The organism is Nocardiopsis lucentensis DSM 44048, from assembly GCF_000341125.1.
Taxonomy (GTDB): Bacteria; Actinomycetota; Actinomycetes; order Streptosporangiales; family Streptosporangiaceae; genus Nocardiopsis; species Nocardiopsis lucentensis.
This window is the reverse complement of the sequence record NZ_ANBC01000916.1, coordinates 1-14,328: the sequence shown is the minus strand read 5'-3', so window position 1 is coordinate 14,328 and position 14,328 is coordinate 1. Positions and strand designations below refer to the sequence as shown.

The 14,328-nt window shown below is 72.2% G+C and carries 16 protein-coding genes; 7 read left to right on the top strand and 9 right to left on the bottom strand.

The window, feature by feature from the left end; translation table 11 throughout:
* Together D471_RS40630 and D471_RS0131640 are read left to right on the top strand one after the other, a co-directional pair.
* On the top strand, positions 1-213 hold a 213-nt coding region (locus D471_RS40630), incomplete at its 5' end, for a hypothetical protein (protein ID WP_040692232.1).
* 522 nt (positions 214-735) lie between these two features.
* Positions 736-1,890: a S1 family peptidase gene (locus D471_RS0131640; RefSeq protein ID WP_152486532.1), complete on the top strand. Its 1,155-nt coding sequence runs from the start codon at positions 736-738 to the stop codon at positions 1,888-1,890.
* 93 nt (positions 1,891-1,983) lie between these two features.
* Here the strand turns inward: D471_RS0131640 and D471_RS0131635 are convergent, their stop codons facing one another.
* A complete protein-coding gene (locus D471_RS0131635) occupies positions 1,984-2,415 on the bottom strand; it encodes a gamma-glutamylcyclotransferase family protein (RefSeq protein ID WP_017602325.1) in 432 nt (143 codons plus the stop codon).
* Positions 2,416-2,426: 11 nt separating this feature from the next.
* Positions 2,427-3,257 carry a formate dehydrogenase accessory sulfurtransferase FdhD gene (fdhD, locus tag D471_RS0131630; RefSeq protein ID WP_026128272.1) on the bottom strand — a complete coding sequence of 277 codons (831 nt, stop codon included), beginning with the start codon at positions 3,255-3,257 and terminating at the stop codon, positions 2,427-2,429.
* A gap of 99 nt (positions 3,258-3,356) precedes the next feature.
* Between fdhD and D471_RS0131625 the strand changes: the two genes are divergently transcribed.
* The gene (locus D471_RS0131625; RefSeq protein WP_017602323.1) at positions 3,357-5,855 is read left to right on the top strand and encodes a SpoIIE family protein phosphatase; all 2,499 of its coding nucleotides are present in this window, start codon (positions 3,357-3,359) and stop codon (positions 5,853-5,855) included.
* Here D471_RS0131625 and D471_RS0131620 read toward each other — a convergent pair.
* Positions 5,839-6,051 (bottom strand): hypothetical protein, encoded by a 213-nt coding sequence (locus tag D471_RS0131620; protein ID WP_017602322.1) that lies wholly within the window; start codon positions 6,049-6,051, stop codon positions 5,839-5,841. The genes D471_RS0131625 and D471_RS0131620 overlap by 17 nt on opposite strands.
* Before the next feature lie 100 nt (positions 6,052-6,151).
* On the opposite strand from D471_RS0131620, the gene D471_RS37315 reads away from it, so the two are divergent.
* The 4 genes from D471_RS37315 to D471_RS0131600 all read left to right on the top strand — a co-directional run bounded on the left by D471_RS37315 (position 6,152) and on the right by D471_RS0131600 (position 8,452).
* Complete coding sequence (locus D471_RS37315; protein WP_017602321.1) at positions 6,152-6,928, top strand: helix-turn-helix domain-containing protein; 777 nt, start codon at positions 6,152-6,154, stop codon at positions 6,926-6,928.
* Positions 6,921-7,091 carry a DUF397 domain-containing protein gene (locus D471_RS38955; RefSeq protein ID WP_083924474.1) on the top strand — a complete coding sequence of 57 codons (171 nt, stop codon included), beginning with the start codon at positions 6,921-6,923 and terminating at the stop codon, positions 7,089-7,091. Before D471_RS37315 ends, D471_RS38955 begins: the two co-directional genes overlap by 8 nt.
* Before the next feature lie 342 nt (positions 7,092-7,433).
* A complete protein-coding gene (locus D471_RS0131605; protein ID WP_026128270.1) occupies positions 7,434-7,955 on the top strand; it encodes a hypothetical protein in 522 nt (173 codons plus the stop codon).
* Entirely contained in the window at positions 7,952-8,452 is a 501-nt protein-coding gene (locus D471_RS0131600; protein WP_017602319.1) for an ATP-binding protein, read from the top strand. The genes D471_RS0131605 and D471_RS0131600 overlap by 4 nt, the downstream gene beginning before the upstream one ends.
* A gap of 37 nt (positions 8,453-8,489) precedes the next feature.
* Here D471_RS0131600 and D471_RS0131595 read toward each other — a convergent pair whose 3' ends face one another.
* From D471_RS0131595 to D471_RS0131570, 6 genes are all read right to left on the bottom strand, one after another.
* The gene (locus D471_RS0131595; protein WP_017602318.1) at positions 8,490-8,987 is read right to left on the bottom strand and encodes a DUF2087 domain-containing protein; all 498 of its coding nucleotides are present in this window, start codon (positions 8,985-8,987) and stop codon (positions 8,490-8,492) included.
* A gap of 80 nt (positions 8,988-9,067) precedes the next feature.
* Entirely contained in the window at positions 9,068-9,880 is an 813-nt protein-coding gene (locus D471_RS0131590; protein WP_017602317.1) for an HAD family hydrolase, read from the bottom strand.
* Positions 9,881-9,888: 8 nt separating this feature from the next.
* Complete coding sequence (locus D471_RS0131585; RefSeq protein WP_017602316.1) at positions 9,889-10,869, bottom strand: STM4011 family radical SAM protein; 981 nt, start codon at positions 10,867-10,869, stop codon at positions 9,889-9,891.
* Positions 10,866-12,266, bottom strand: a complete 1,401-nt coding sequence (locus D471_RS0131580) for an STM4012 family radical SAM protein (protein ID WP_017602315.1) — start codon at positions 12,264-12,266, stop codon at positions 10,866-10,868. The genes D471_RS0131585 and D471_RS0131580 overlap by 4 nt, the downstream gene beginning before the upstream one ends.
* Positions 12,263-13,096, bottom strand: coding sequence for an STM4013/SEN3800 family hydrolase (locus D471_RS0131575; protein WP_040692235.1), 834 nt, complete (start codon positions 13,094-13,096; stop codon positions 12,263-12,265). The genes D471_RS0131580 and D471_RS0131575 overlap by 4 nt, the downstream gene beginning before the upstream one ends.
* Positions 13,097-13,158: 62 nt before the next feature.
* Positions 13,159-14,283 carry an STM4014 family protein gene (locus D471_RS0131570; RefSeq protein ID WP_017602313.1) on the bottom strand — a complete coding sequence of 375 codons (1,125 nt, stop codon included), beginning with the start codon at positions 14,281-14,283 and terminating at the stop codon, positions 13,159-13,161.
* Positions 14,284-14,328: the final 45 nt, after the last annotated feature.

Genomic DNA, 14,328 nt, shown 5'->3' with positions numbered 1-14,328 from the left:
GGCTTCGGCAGCGGAGCTTTCTGGTCCTACAACGAGTCCATGGCGGGCTTCGGGGGCGCGAGCAACCTGAGCATCGTGAGCAAGGCCGGTTTCGGCGGCCACGGTGGTCACTTCGGCGGCGGCAACTTCGGCGGTGCGCTCTTCTCGCAGAGCGGCAACTTCGCCGGACCCGGTGGCGCGGCGTCGTTCGACGTCTTCAGCTTCGCCCGCTAGCCGTCCATCACCCGAAGAATCGAAGGGGACGATCCGGCGCCGGTTCTCCGGCCGCCGCCCCGGACGCCCGGGAGGCCGCGGCCTCCCGGGCGTTTCTGTGTACCGTGTTCCCCCTGGAACCCCATGTCACCAGGTGCGGGGTGGCTTTCCCGTCATGAGTCGTCACGAAAAGTGACGTGCGCGTGACCGGATCCGGCCACGCGTGCCCCTCTCGCGCGTTCCCCCGGCGTGTGGTAGCGGACCGTCCGGCGGGCGTGTCGCGCGCGCGGGTTCCCGGTTTCGACCCCTTCATGCACACCACCCCTGTTGGTTTCTCCATTTCTATGGTGTTTCGTTAGGAAACTTTCCGAATTCATGGAGTATTCGGGTGGTTGTCCTTTTCCGGTGCGTGGCTTACGTTTTCCCCTGTTCATCACCAGGTGAACACTTTGACGGTCGTCGGGCGGCAAACCTGGCGAACCGTCCACCCCCGTGGGCGCACGGCGCCCGCACTGCCTAGTACCCCCGCGAAAGGGCAGAACCTTGCACGGATCCCCCCTCCCCCGCGCCGTCGGCATGACGGCGCTCTCCCTCGGACTCGTCCTCGCCGCCACCGGACCGGTCGCGGCCGACTCCCCGACGGGCGGCCCCTCGCCGGACCAGATGGCCGCCATGCGCAGCGCCTTCGGGCTCACCGAGTCCGGCGTCACCGAGCTCATCGCGGCCCAGGAGGCGGCCGCCGAGACCGAGAGAGAACTCCGCGAGGAACTCGGCCCGGACTTCGGCGGAGCGGTCTTCGATGTCGACACCCTCGACCTCACCGTCCAGGTCACCGACCGCTCCGACTTCGGCGCCGTACGGGCCGCCGGGGCCGTTCCCGAGCTGGTCGACCACGGCGAGAGCGCACTCGACTCCGTCATGGAGGCGCTCGACGCGGCCGCCGACGGAGCCCACGCCACCGTCCACGGCTGGTACGCCGACCCGGCCAGGGACACCGTGGTCATCGAGGCCGCACCGGGCCACGAGTCCGCGGCCGAGGAGTTGGCCGCCAGCGCCGGTGTCGACGCCGACGCCGTCGTCGTCGAGGAGAGCCCCGGAACACCGCGGACCTACGCCGACATCGTCGGCGGCAACCCGTACTACTTCCAGGACGGCGGCAGCTGGTACGTCTGCTCGATCGGGTTCGGCGTCGTCGGCGGCTACGTGACGGCGGGCCACTGCGGCGACGAGGGCAGCGACACCTGGCACGACGTGCCCGGAACCCAGCAGATCGGCACGGTCGCCGGGTCGGTCTTCCCCCGTAGCGACATGGCTTGGGTCGACGTCACCAACCCTGACTTCACGCCGACCGCCCAGGTCAACGACTACGACGGCGGCACCGTGACCGTCACCGGCTCCGCCGAGGCCCCCGTCGGCGCGTCGGTGTGCCGCTCGGGCCGCACCACCGGCTGGCAGTGCGGCGTCATCGAGGCCAAGGACCAGACCGTCCGCTACCCGCGCGGCCAGCACGTCCACGGGCTGACCCGCACGACCGCGTGCGCCGAGGGCGGCGACTCCGGCGGCTCCTGGCTCGCGGGCACCGAGGCCCAGGGCGTGACCTCCGGCGGCTCCGGTGACTGCACCTCCGGCGGCACCACCTACTTCCAGCCGCTCAACCCGATCCTGGAGCGGTGGAACCTGACCCTGCTCACGGGCTGACCCACCGGCCGGCCCCGGACCCCCGGGGGCCGAACCGCGGGCACCGGCTCACCTGACCGGCCGGTGCCCGCGCGCGTGCTCAGCGCGCCCGGCTCATCCGGTGGCCCCGGTGAGCTCGGTCCGCAACGCGGAACACTCCGTGACGTAGGCGGTCAGGTGCTCGGCGGCGAAGGCGTCCGCGTCCCAGTCCCGCGGGGACGCCTCGGTGGCCGCGTCGGCGACGTAGGCCCACCCCGCGCCGCCGTCGGCCAGCTCCAGACGGCGGACCTCGTACCACTCGTCCTCGTAGACGTCGATGATCCGCCGCTCCGTCTCCGACAGCCCGGACAGCAACCTTCCCGAGGCGGTTCCGGCGCCGGGGACCAGCACGGGGTAGGGGCGGCCGGGCAGCGCGGCCGCCCGCCAGCCGGGCGCGGCGGCGGGCACGGAGTCGGGAACGCGGCCGAGCAGCGCGTTCAGGATCTCCGGGAAGAGGAGGGTGCCGTAGACGAACAGCGGCTGTCGCCGCTCAGACAGTCGGTGCATACCAGTGGATCCTAGACATCCACGCGTACCCGGTGACGCCCCGCGTAGACGTTCATCGAGGACCCCCGCAGGAACCCCACCAGCGTCATCCCCGCCTCGGCGGCCAGGTCGACGGCCAGGGACGAGGGCGCGGACACCGCCGCCAGCGCCGGGATCCCCGCCATCCACGCCTTCTGCGTCAGCTCGAACGAGGCCCGCCCCGAGACCATGAGGACGGTCTCCCGCAGCGGCAGGCGGTCGCCGTGCAGCGCCCAGCCGACCAGCTTGTCCACCGCGTTGTGACGACCCACGTCCTCGCGTACCGCGAGCGGCTCGCCGTCGGCGGTGAACAGCCCGGCGGCGTGCAGTCCGCCCGTGCGGTCGAACACCCGCTGGGCCGAGCGCAGGCGGTCGGGCAGCAGAGCCAGGGTCCGCGCGTCCACGCGGAGGCCGTCCCCCTCGACCGGCCACCGCGCCCGTGTGCGCACGGCGTCCAGGCTCGCCTTCCCGCACAGCCCGCACGACGAGGTGGTGTAGAAGTTGCGTTCCAGGGACGTGTCGGGGCGCGGGACGCCGGGGGCCAGGGACACGTCGAGCACGTTGTAGGTGTTCGCCCCGTCCTCGGTGGCCCCGGCGCAGTAGCGGATCGCGGCCACCTCCTCGGCCGTGGTGACGACGCCCTCGCTGACCAGGAACCCCGCGGCCAGGTCGAAGTCCGCGCCCGGGGTGCGCATGGTGACGGCCAGCGCGACGCCGTCCACCCTGATCTCCAGGGGCTCCTCCACGACGAGGCTGTCCACCCGCTCGCCGGCGGCCCCGTCCCTGATCCGCAGGACCTTGTCCCGGACCGTGACCCGTCCCATCCGCAGCACCGCCTCCGTCAGCCGAACCCGCTGTCCCAGGTTCGCACGAAGGGCCCGGACGCCGCGCGGGGAGGTGGCTTGGTTGTGGGGCGGACGGGAATGATGCAGACAGAGGGGTTGGCGGTGAGCGAGATGTCGAGACCAGGGGCCGGGGCGCTGCCGGATCCCCCGGGACCCTCCGGCGCCTCCGGTCACGTCGGCACCACGAGCGACGCGGCGGCGGTGATCGGTGAGTCCGGTACGGTCCTCGGCTGGACCAGCGGAGCGCAGGAGCTCCTCGGGTACCCGCCCGACACGGTGGTCGGCCGGTCGGCGGCCCGCCTGCTCGCGGAGGGGGAGGACCCGGACCCGGCCCGGACGGCGCGGATCGCCGACCGGTGCCGGTCGGGCAGCGGTTGGCACGGCACGGCCGACCTCCGGCACCGGGACGGTCGACTGGTCGAGGTGGACCTGCGGGTCTGCGCCGCCTTCGCCCTGGACGGCCAGCGGTGCTTCCTGGTCTCCGGCCGGGAGCGCACGCCGGGGTGGACGGTCGGCGGGTCGGTGCTGGACGGTTTCCTCACCCGCTCGCCGATCGGCATGGCCGTGGTCGACCCGCAACTGCGCTTCGTCTGGGTGAACGACACCCTGGAACGGTTCGGCGGGGTGTCGCGGGAGCAGCGTCTGGGCCGACGTCTGAGGGACCTGCTCCCCGGTCTGCGCGCGGAGCCGATCGAGGCCGTCATGAGGAGTGTCCTGGAGACCGGCACACCCGTGCTCGACCACGAGTACCAGGGGTGGAGCTGGGCGGACCCGTACCGCCCGCACGCCTACTCCACCTCGTTCTTCCCCCTGATCGACGCCAACGACGCCATCACCGGCGTCTGCTACATGGTCATGGACGTCACCGAGCGGTGGAACGCCCAGCACCGCCTGAGGCTGATCAACGAGGCGGGCACGCGGATCGGCAGCACCCTGGACGTGTCCCGGACGGCACAGGAACTCGCCGACTTCGCGGTACCGCGCTTCGCCGACTTCGTCGTCGTCGACCTCCTGGAGTCGGTCCTGGACGCGGAGGAACCGCCGCCCTGGCCACCCGGAACCAAGCCCGCGATGCGCAGGGCGGGCCTGGGTTCGGTGCGCGAGGGCTGCCCGGAGGCGGTCGTCAGGAGGGGGGAACGGGTGGACTTCGTTCCACCCCCGCACGACGCCCGCTACCTGGTCGAGGGCGACGCCGTCCTGATCCCGGTCCTGAACCCCGACGACGACGTCTGGGCGGTGGAGCAACCGGCCCGGGTGGCGACGATACGGAAGTTCGGTCTGCACTCGCTCATCTCCGTCCCCATGCGGGCACGGGACACGGTGCTGGGCCTGGCCACCTTCGTCAGGTCGCGGAACCCGACGTCCTTCGAGCCCGACGACCTGCGGTTGGCCCAGGACCTGGTGGGTCGGGCGGCGCTGTGCGTGGACAACGCCCGCCGCTTCTCGCGCGAGCACACCACGGCGCTGGCGCTCCAACGCACCCTGCTTCCGCATGTGCTGGCCAGCGGGACCGTTCTGGAGACGGCCTCCCTCTACCTGCCGTCGGACGCCGCGAACGGGGTGGGCGGCGACTGGTTCGACGCCATACCGCTGTCCGGCGCACGGGTGGGCCTGGTCGTGGGCGACGTGGTCGGACACGGACTCACCGCCGCCGCGACGATGGGGCGCCTGCGCACCGCCGTGCACACGCTCGCGGACATGGACCTGCCCCCCGACGAACTGCTGGCCCACCTCGATGACCTGGTGATCAGCCTGCTCGACGAGAACCCGCGGGACGAGGCGACGACCACCGCCCTGACCGGCGCCACCTGTCTGTACGCCGTGTTCGACCCGGTGACCCAGCGCTGTGTCATGGCACGCGCCGGGCACCCGCCACCGGTCGTGGTCCCGCCCGGGGGAGACGTCTACTTCCCGGATCTGCCCGCGGGGCCGCCCCTCGGGCTGGGCGGACTGCCCTTCGAGACGGCCGAGCTGGAGCTGCCGGAGGGCAGTCTGATCGGCCTCTACACCGACGGCCTCCTCCGGTCCGACGGCCGGGACGCCGAATCCGGCATGTCCCGCCTCGGCCGGGCCCTGGCCCGCCCGGGCGTAGCGCTCGACGAACTGTGTGAGAGCACGGTCCGACGGCTCCTCCCGGGGTCCCACACCGACGACGCCGCGCTGTTGCTGGTCCGGACGCACACCCTGAGCCCGGACCGGATCGCCTCGTGGGACGTGCCGTCCGACCCGGCCGCCGTGGCGGACATCCGGGCCCGGGCGTCCCGCCAACTGAGCGCCTGGGGGCTGGACGAGCTGGTGATGACGACCGAGCTGATCGTCAGCGAGTTGGTCACCAACGCCATCCGCTACGCGTCGGGGCCGATCCGGCTGCGACTGTTGCGGCAGGCCGGGTTGGTCTGCGAGGTCTCCGACACCAGTAACACCTCCCCCCGGATGCGGCACGCCCGCACCACGGACGAGGGCGGGCGCGGCCTCTTCCTGGTCGCCCAGCTCACCCACCGGTGGGGCACGCGGTACACCGGGGACGGCAAGATCATCTGGGCCGAACAGCATCTCCCGGTCACCGCCGCGGCCTAGGCGCCGCGGGTCCCCGGTCGGCCACGGTCAGGTCCTCGCCGCGTTCGTACCGGTACCAGGTGACGCCCAGGCGCACGGACACGGCCCCGGAGTCGTGGGGGTGGACGGCGGTGACCGCACGGATGTTCCCGTCGGGCATCACCACGATGTCGTTGGGGCGGAGCGCGGCGGCGGGCAGGGATACGCGGTCGTTCACGGGATCCTCCTCAGGAGCGGCCTGAGTTCCAGGTCACACCTCGGACACGGTCGGTCGCTACGAGGTGACCGGTCCTCGCAACCGGCGCTACGTTCCACGCATGGAGAGCAACGGCTTCTGCGAATCCCTGACACGGGCGCGCAACAACATGGGGCTTTCCAAGTCCCAGCTGGCCGCTCGCGTCAGTCGCTCCCCCTCCACGGTGACCCGGTGGGAACGGGGCGAGTACCTCCCGGACCGTGATGACGCCGAACTCCTGGACCGCGTGCTGCAATGCGGCGGCGACCTGCTCAGGGAGTGGCAGGTGGTCGCGACCGGTTCCGTGGTTCCCCACTGGAAGCAGCGCGTTCCCTACCTTGAACAGAACTCCGTGGCGATCCACCTCGTCTACCCCTACGGCATTCCCGGCCTGATCCAGGCCACGGAATACGTCGAACTGATGTTGCGGGAAGGGCTCTGCCCGGGGTCGGACGAGCAGATCAGGGCGGAGGCGAAGAACCGTGCGGGCCGCTACGACGCGCTCGCTGCGAAAGGGGCGCCGTGGGTAACGGCCGTGTTCCCCGCCTCGTGCCTGTCCCGGCTTCCCCCGTCGGCGCGGCAAGCTCAGGCACGGCGCCTGGCGGACCTCATCGACGCGGGTCGGGTGACGGTGAACCTGCTCGGCGACGATGCGGTCATCGACATGGTCGCACCGCTGATGGGCTTCCAGCTCACGGACGGGACTCGGGTTCTGGCCAGTGAGCACAATTGGGATGTCGTGGTACATGACCAGCCGAAGCAGGTAGAGACCCTGCTGGCTCGGATCCAGCGGGCGACTCAGGTCGCCCTGTCTGAGGGGCAGTCGGTCGAGATGGTGAAGGAGATGGCCCGTGAATGAATGGCACAAGTCCAGTTACAGCCCGAGTACATCGACGTGTGTGGAGGTGCGTGAGCACCAGAGCGGCGCGGACGTGCGCGACACCGAGCACCGGGAGGCCGGGCACCTGCCCTTCCCCGCCGGTGAGTGGGCCGCGCTCCTGGCGTCCGTGACGCGGAGGTAGGGCCGCACACGGTGAGGGACCCCGGGCAGGGCCACTGCCCGGGGTCCCTCCGTGTCCGGCGTCCGCGCATTTCCTGATCAATGACGCAAATTCGGGCGAAGTGCGTTTTTCGGGTGAGCTGAGGAATGGCTCCTGGTTCTTTCTGTCAACCTGTCTGACCTCGAAGAACGAGAAACCTGGTTGTCCTCTCAGGGTTCTTTCGCGGAAAGCTTCGCCTTCTCCTCCCGGGTCCTTTACTCTTCTTCCCGAACACAACTCCATACACGGAAGACCCCGCGACGATTAGTCGATCGTCCGGGGTCGTGGTCAGCAACTCAAGTCTTTAAGCAAAGGATTGCCGACATGGCTCATCTTAGCCGTGCGGTCCTCAGGTCTGCCCTGGAGAACCTGAAGACCCTCCTCAGCCCCGCGCGCGGACGCCACAGCGCCCGCCGACGCCGCTCCACCCGGGTCCGCCGCTACGCGCCGACGCCCGCCCCCGCCCCGCCGGTTCCCGCGCCCGCCGCCGAGCGGGTCGGCACGGTTCCCGCGCCTCCCGAGCCCGGCCCCGCGCCGCGCCCGGCACCGCCCCGTGAGGAGATCCCGGCCGACGACGTCGCCCTCGTCCGGCCCTACTACGCGGCCCACGAACGCGAACTCGCCCGCGTCCGGGAAGCGGCCGCCCGACGCCCGCGCGCCCGGACGGCCGCGCCGACCGACACCGCGCCCACACCTGCGGCCCCGCGCGTGCCCGAGCCCCGGCCGGTGCCCGAGGGCGACCTGCTCGCCCCCGTGCGGCCACGGTCCGGGGAGTTCGACGAACTCCGCGACCTCACCCGTATCTGGATCGGTCGGCACCGGAGGAACGAGGTGGCGGCGGTATGAACACCACACTGACGAAGGAACCCCGGCCGGTCGTGTTCTGGGAACACCGCGTCTACCCAGGCCACCTGGCCCTGCTCACCCGGGTGCGCGCGGACCTGGCCGCCGACCTGACCGGATTCGACGAGGACCTGGTCGACACCGTCCGACTCGTGGTCAGCGAGGTGTTCGCGAACTGCTGCAAGTACACCGACTCCGGCCGGGAGGGCGGCGAGGCCATCCGGGGGCTGTCCATGCCCGACGACAGGACCCTGCGTGTCTTCCTCAGCGACGCGGGCGGCGGGGGCGGCGTCCCCCGCGTCCCCGCCGAGCACACCGAGAGCGAGTGGTCCCGGGCGGAGGGACAGCGCGGTCTGCTGCTCGTGGAGAACCTGTCCACCGACTGGGGGCACTTCCGCCTCGCCCCCTGGGCGGACCTCGGCACCCACGTGTGGGCGACCTTCGGCATCGCGCCGGAGAGGACCCCGAGGGACCTGCGTCCCCACGTCTTCACGTCCTGACCCGCTCGCCCGGTGTTCCGTGCTCCTCGGGGGCCGGTCAGGCCCGGGCGACGCGGTACCGGCTGCCGTCGTCCTCCCGTTCGAGGTACCCCTCCTCGACCAGGTAGCGGCGCATCGCGGACGGGTCGTCGAAGCAGGTGAGGATGGCGGTGTTCACCTGCTTCTCCGTGTACTCCAGTTCGGGGGCGAAGAGGCGGTCGGTCACCTGGCGCAGAGCCGCCTGGCGCAGGTCCGACCGGACGGGGAGCCGGGTCAGGCGGCCGTGCCGGAACAGGGCGTCGACCGGATCGGACACCACGGGCCGCTGGCCCTCCACGGCCTCCCGGAACACGTCCGGGACGGCCGTGATCCGCTGGTCCGCCTCGCGCACGAGCTCGTCGCGCAGCAGGCGCGTCAGGCGCTTGACCGCTCTCGCCCCGCCGGACCGGATCTCCTCGGAGGGGATTCCGTCGGGCCCCGCGCACACCACTCGGGCGTACAGGGCGAGCCGGTCGGCGTCAGCGAGGGAGGAGGCGAGCTGGGTGGGGTGCGGCACGGGGCCCTCCTGGGATCGGTGGGTGTTCCGCCACCGAAGCCTAGGAGGTCTCCCGGTCGCCTGGCCAGGGTTTTGCTGGCTCACAACGCGGTGAGGATGCCTTCCACGACCCGCGCCACCCCGTCCTCCTGGTGGGAGGGGGCCACACCCAGGCCCAGCACGGGGTCGAACAGGTCGGGGTGCCCGTTGGCCATCGCGTAGCCGTGCCCCGCCCAGGTGAGCGCGGACAGGTCGTTGGGCATGTCGCCGAAGTAGGCGACCTCGTCCGCCGTCACCCCCCACGATCCGCACAGCTCGGCGAGGGCGTTGCCCTTGGTCACGCCCGGGGCGCTCATCTCCAGCAACCGGCTGCCGCCCGAGTAGGTGACCTCCGCGAGCGCTCCGACCGTGGACTGGGCCTCGACGCGCATGTCGTGGAGGGGCGTCTCGGCCGCCCGTGCCAGCAGTTTGGCGATCGGTGCCGCCCGCTCCAACAGCTCCTCGACGCCGTCGACCTCGGTACTCCACGGGGCCTGGGCCGCCCACTCCGACAGCTCGAAGGCGGGTTCGTAGACGAGCCCGTCCCCGGTCTCCACGGCGAAGCCGAGATCGGGAACGGCGGCCAGCAGCTTCTCGACCACGGTTCCGGAGGTGTCCTGGCCCAGGGCGCGCACCAGGGGCTCGGCCCGGTCGGGCAGGTGGGTGAAGGCGCCGTTGGCGCACACCACGGCGGCACACGGCAGCCGGTCGGCGATCATCCAGGTGGCAGCCGGAGGGCGGGCGGTCACGACGACCACCCGCAGCCCCGCGGCGTCGGCGGCGGACAGGGTGTCGATGGTGCGGGGGGAGAGGGAGCCGTCGAATCGGAGGAGGGTGCCGTCGAGATCGGTCGCGATGACCCGGGGAGAGACCATGCCGTGGATTATCCCTGCCTTCTGTGACCGTTTCGAGCGGTTTCTATCGGGGTGAGGGGGAGCGGCGCACGTATGGTCGCGGGAACGCGTTCGATCACTCCGCCCCGGAACACGTCGTACAGGTCGAGGGTCTCCAGGTGCACGTAGCCGATGTGGCAGTCGCACGCGGCCTTCGGGCAGGGGACCGGACCGAGCCGGGGCGCGAACGATCCGTCGTAGAGATTGCCCATCGGTACGTCCACGAAGTGGCAGCGGCGCACGTTCCCCTCCCCGTCCACGGACAGCACGCTGTCGCCGGTACGGCACGGGAGCCCGAGACTGGCGTGGGGCGTGCGGCTGTAGTGGAAGGGCGGATCGATCTCCTGCCACACGGCGGCCTCGTCGTCGGTGTAGCTTCGCCCCTCGGCCGCGTTCACCCACAGGTACACGTGGTCGGGAAGCTCGGCGCGCATCCGCCGGGCCGCCGACAGGTGCTCGGGCTCGCCGACCACGCCCACGCTGAACCGCACGCCGAGTTCGACCAGGCGGTGCGCCTTGGCCGCGAACCGCTCGTGCGTCACCTGGCCCGGGTGGTAGGTCGTCCACAGGGCGGCGGTGTCCAGGTCGCAGTCGGCCAGCCACTCGACCCGGCCGCTCGCGTTGGTCTGGATCGCCACCCGTTCCACGTGCGGCAGGTGGCTCAGCCGCCGGATGGTCGCGCGGTACCAGGACCGCACCAGCCCCTCGCCCCACGGGGTGAACAGGACGGAGATCCCGGTCCCCGGGTGCGCCGCGTCGTCCGCCACCCAGTCGGCGAACCGTTCGAGGGCGGCCCGGTCCGCGCACAGCGTCTCCGGAGTGTCGCGCCGTTTGGCGAAGGGGCAGTAGGGGCAGTCGTAGTCGCAGCTGGCCAGGGGTCCTCGGTAGAGGAGGGTCAGGTGCGGGGGCAGTGTGGTTCCGGGGGCGCCCGCCCGGCGGGGCGCGGTTCCGGGTGCGCTCATCGGGGTCATCGGGCCTCGTAGTCGGCCATCAGGGCCGCGACGGCGGCGGAGAAGAACAGGGGGCCGACCGCGTCGGAGTGGGCGATCCCCTCCTCGGACAGCAGCACGCGGTCCGCCCCGGGAGCGGAGGCCAGCCAGCCCCGGGCGGAGAGTACGCCGAACTCGGCGGGGAAGTCCCCCTCGGGGTGGGAACCGAACCTCGCGGCGTAGTCGGCGGCGTCCATTCCCTCCGCCCGCAGGAGGGACTGGAGCAGGTGGCGGCGGCGCCGTTCGTCCCCGTCCAGGTGGAAGCCCACCTCGGCGTGCGCGAACCCGGCGGTGTCGCGCTCGGTGAAGTCGGCGATGATCGACCGCACCTGCCCGATCCCCACCGCGTAGTCGAACGAGTAGTGGGCCGAGGAGGTGTAGGAGCGGGCGCCGCAGCCCAACCCCACCATGCCGTCGGTCTGGCAGCAGTAGTCCGGCCCCGTGGCCTCGGCGGCGTCCGCGCGGCGGAACATCCGCATGGACACCTGCTCGTAGCCCCGCTCGAGCAGGTGGTCGCGGCCCTGCCGGTACAGCGCCAGACGGTGGTCGTCCCACGCGCGGGCGCGGCGGCCCAGGCCGGTCAGCGGCCGGACGTAGAGCGGGTAGAGGTAGACCTCCTCCGGCTCCCACTCCAGGGCGGTGTCCAGCGAGTACTCCCATGTCCGGGAGGTCTGGCGGTCGATGCCGTAGATGAGGTCCACGTTCAGGTCGGCCGTGGTGGCCGCACGGATCGCCGCGAGCGCCCGGTCCACCTCGGCGCGCCTTTGCGGACGGCCCGCCGCGTGTGCCTCGGAGTCGACGAAGCTCTGCACGCCCATGCTGATCCGGGTCGCGCCGCGCTCGGCGAGGACCGCCAACCGGTCGGGGGTGGCGGTGGCGGGGGACGTCTCCACGGACACCGGGAGGGCCGACAGGTCCACCCCGAACGCGCGCTCGGTCAGGTCGTAGACGCGGGTGAGCTCCTGCGCGGTCAGGTAGGTGGGGGTGCCCCCGCCCAGAGCCGCCCGGGCGAAGGCCGCGCCCTCGGGCAGTGCTTCGGCGACCGCGTCGGCCTGCCGCTCCAGGGCGTCCAGATAGGCGGTGACCTGTTCGGCCGGGGGAGTCGAGCGTGTGAACAGGTTGCAGAACCCGCACCGCATCTCGCAGAAGGGGATGTGCGCGTACAGGGACAGAGCCCGTACGTCCTCGCCGCGCCACAGGTCGGCCAGGAGCGGTCTGGAATCGGAGGCTGGAGCCGGAGGCTCTCCGTTGAGGGTGGTGGAGGGCGACGGGTGGGCGAAGGGGCGGTACGCACTCTTGTGCGGGTAGGCGTACACGTACGACTGGTACGGGGAGTCCGCGCGCACCGGTTCGGGGCGCGGGGTGAGGGAGAGGGTCACGGGTGCGCCTCCTCGGTGTCGATGGTGGTGCCCTGGGGCAGGACGGCGTGGGCGTAGGGGACGGTCCACACGGTCTCGTGGCCGAGCCGGTGGCCGGTGTAGCCGTCCTCGCCGTAGGCCGTGCCGTGGTCGGAGCACACGATGGCGAAGCAGGGGCGGCGTTTCGCCATCGCGGCCACGAGAGGGGGCAGGTGGCGGTCGACGTACTCCAGAGCCGCCGCGTGGCTCTCGCGCGTGTCGCCGTCCTCCCGGGTGGCTCCGGGCAGGTGGAACCAGTTGGGCTGGTGCAGAGCGGCCACGTTGAGCAGGAGGAACAGCGGTTGGTCGGCGGGGCGTTCGGCGGCGATCCGGACCGCTCGGGCCACCTGGTTCTCGAAGGAGCGGGGGTCGGTGACGCCGAACGACTCCTCCCAGTGGCTCTCCGCGAACAGGTCGGGTAGGACCGACCCCAGTGCCGAGCGGCGGTTGAAGAAGCCCGTGCCCCCGACACAGGCCGTGTGGTACCCCGCCTCGGCCAGGCCGCTCGCCAGGTCGGGGGTGTCGAAGGTCCAGGTGCGCGGTGCGGTGGTGGCGCTGCCGGGGAAGGCCGCGGCGAACAGGCGCGGGTGCGGTCCCGGTGCGGCCGGGGTGGGCAGGAACCCGGCGAGCATCGCCAGGTGGGAGGCGTAGGTGAAGCTCGCGGGGGCGTGGCGGCGCTCCCACCGCCCACCGGGCAGCAGACGCGCCAGGTGGGGTGTGCGGCCCGACTCCGCCAGTTCGGCGGCCACGTCGTAGCGCAGGGTGTCGAGGGTGAGCAGGAGGATGTCGTGCGTGCCCACGACGGCGTTCATGTCCGGTGTGCCGGACGCTGTGTCGCTGGTGGTGTTCATGGGGTTTTCGGGGAAGTCTCGTCTCAGTGGGCGGCGGACGCGGGAGCAGGGACGGGGAACCGGCCGGTGGCCAGGGCGCGCAGCTGCTCGCCGTAGGTGTCGCGGCCCTCGTGCAGGACCCCGGGGATGAGGTCGCCGAAGGCGTTGACCTCGCAGACCGTGAACGCGCGCCACCCCGGGGAGACGAGCAGGTCCACCCCGGTGTGCAGGGTACGCGGGAACGCCGCGGCGGCTCGTTCGGCGGTGGCCATGGCCGCGCCCCACGCGCCCGCACCGACCTCCGCCCGGAGGGCGTCCAGGTCGCCCCGGGCGTTGCCGAGGTGGAGGTTGGTCATCGGCGAGGTGGACGAGCGCACCACGACGTGGGTGGCCCGTCCCGCGACCACCACCACGCGCAGGTCGATGACCCGTCCCGCGAAACCGGCCTTGGGCACCCAGCGCTCCACGTGCAGGCCGTCGGGCGCGAGGGCGTCCACGACCGCGGCCACGTCCGCCTCGGCGGTGTAGGTGCGCAGTCTGAGGCTGTTGAACAGCGCGACCGAACCGTCCTCGCCCCGCTCCAGGTGGGCCGAGGTCACCGCGCGGATCCGGTCGCCGGGCGCGGTGGCCAGGGCGATCACGCCGGAGGCGGACGAACCGTGCCGGGGCTTGACGAACACGCGGTGCCAGCCCGCCTCGGCCATGGCCGCCCGTAGTGACGCGTAGTCGGTGACCGTTCCCGGGAGCGCGGGCGCCACCGGAACCCCGGTCCGGTCGAGGCGGGTGTGGCAGCGCCGCTTGTCGGACATGACCACCAGGTCCTCGGGCTCCTGGACCAGATGGGCGCCCGGTGTGTCGGCCACGGCCGCCGTCAGGCGGTCGAGCGCGGCGCGGAATCCGGCATGGTGGTCGGCGGTGCCCTCGGCGCGGTAGGGGTCGGGGTCGCGGGTCCAGCCGCGCAGGAGCCGCTCGGTCTCGACGTCGCCGCCGGGGGAGTCCACCCGGACCAGGGCGTTCCCGGGCAGGGCGACCGGCCCCGAGGCGAGGTCGCGCCAGGGGACGACCACGGGGTCGGAAAGGCCGGCGGCGCGGGCGGCGGCCCGGAACAGGTCGAGGCGGCGGTTGCCGGGGACCCCGACCACGACCAGCGGGCGGTCGTGGAGGCTCACTCGGCGACCGCCGTGAAGTAGTAGACCTCGTCGCCGTAGGTGTCC

Excerpts from the sequence above, each read along its gene's own strand:
- D471_RS0131635 (WP_017602325.1), bottom strand. The coding sequence starts at position 2,415 with ATGCACCGACTGTCTGAGCGGCGACAGCCGCTGTTCGTCTACGGCACC.
- fdhD (WP_026128272.1), bottom strand. The coding sequence starts at position 3,257 with ATGGGACGGGTCACGGTCCGGGACAAGGTCCTGCGGATCAGGGACGGG.
- D471_RS0131625 (WP_017602323.1), top strand. The coding sequence starts at position 3,357 with ATGATGCAGACAGAGGGGTTGGCGGTGAGCGAGATGTCGAGACCAGGG.
- D471_RS37315 (WP_017602321.1), top strand. The coding sequence starts at position 6,152 with ATGGAGAGCAACGGCTTCTGCGAATCCCTGACACGGGCGCGCAACAAC.
- D471_RS0131605 (WP_026128270.1), top strand. The coding sequence starts at position 7,434 with ATGGCTCATCTTAGCCGTGCGGTCCTCAGGTCTGCCCTGGAGAACCTG.
- D471_RS0131600 (WP_017602319.1), top strand. The coding sequence starts at position 7,952 with ATGAACACCACACTGACGAAGGAACCCCGGCCGGTCGTGTTCTGGGAA.
- D471_RS0131590 (WP_017602317.1), bottom strand. The coding sequence starts at position 9,880 with ATGGTCTCTCCCCGGGTCATCGCGACCGATCTCGACGGCACCCTCCTC.
- D471_RS0131585 (WP_017602316.1), bottom strand. The coding sequence starts at position 10,869 with ATGACCCCGATGAGCGCACCCGGAACCGCGCCCCGCCGGGCGGGCGCC.
- D471_RS0131575 (WP_040692235.1), bottom strand. The coding sequence starts at position 13,096 with ATGAACGCCGTCGTGGGCACGCACGACATCCTCCTGCTCACCCTCGAC.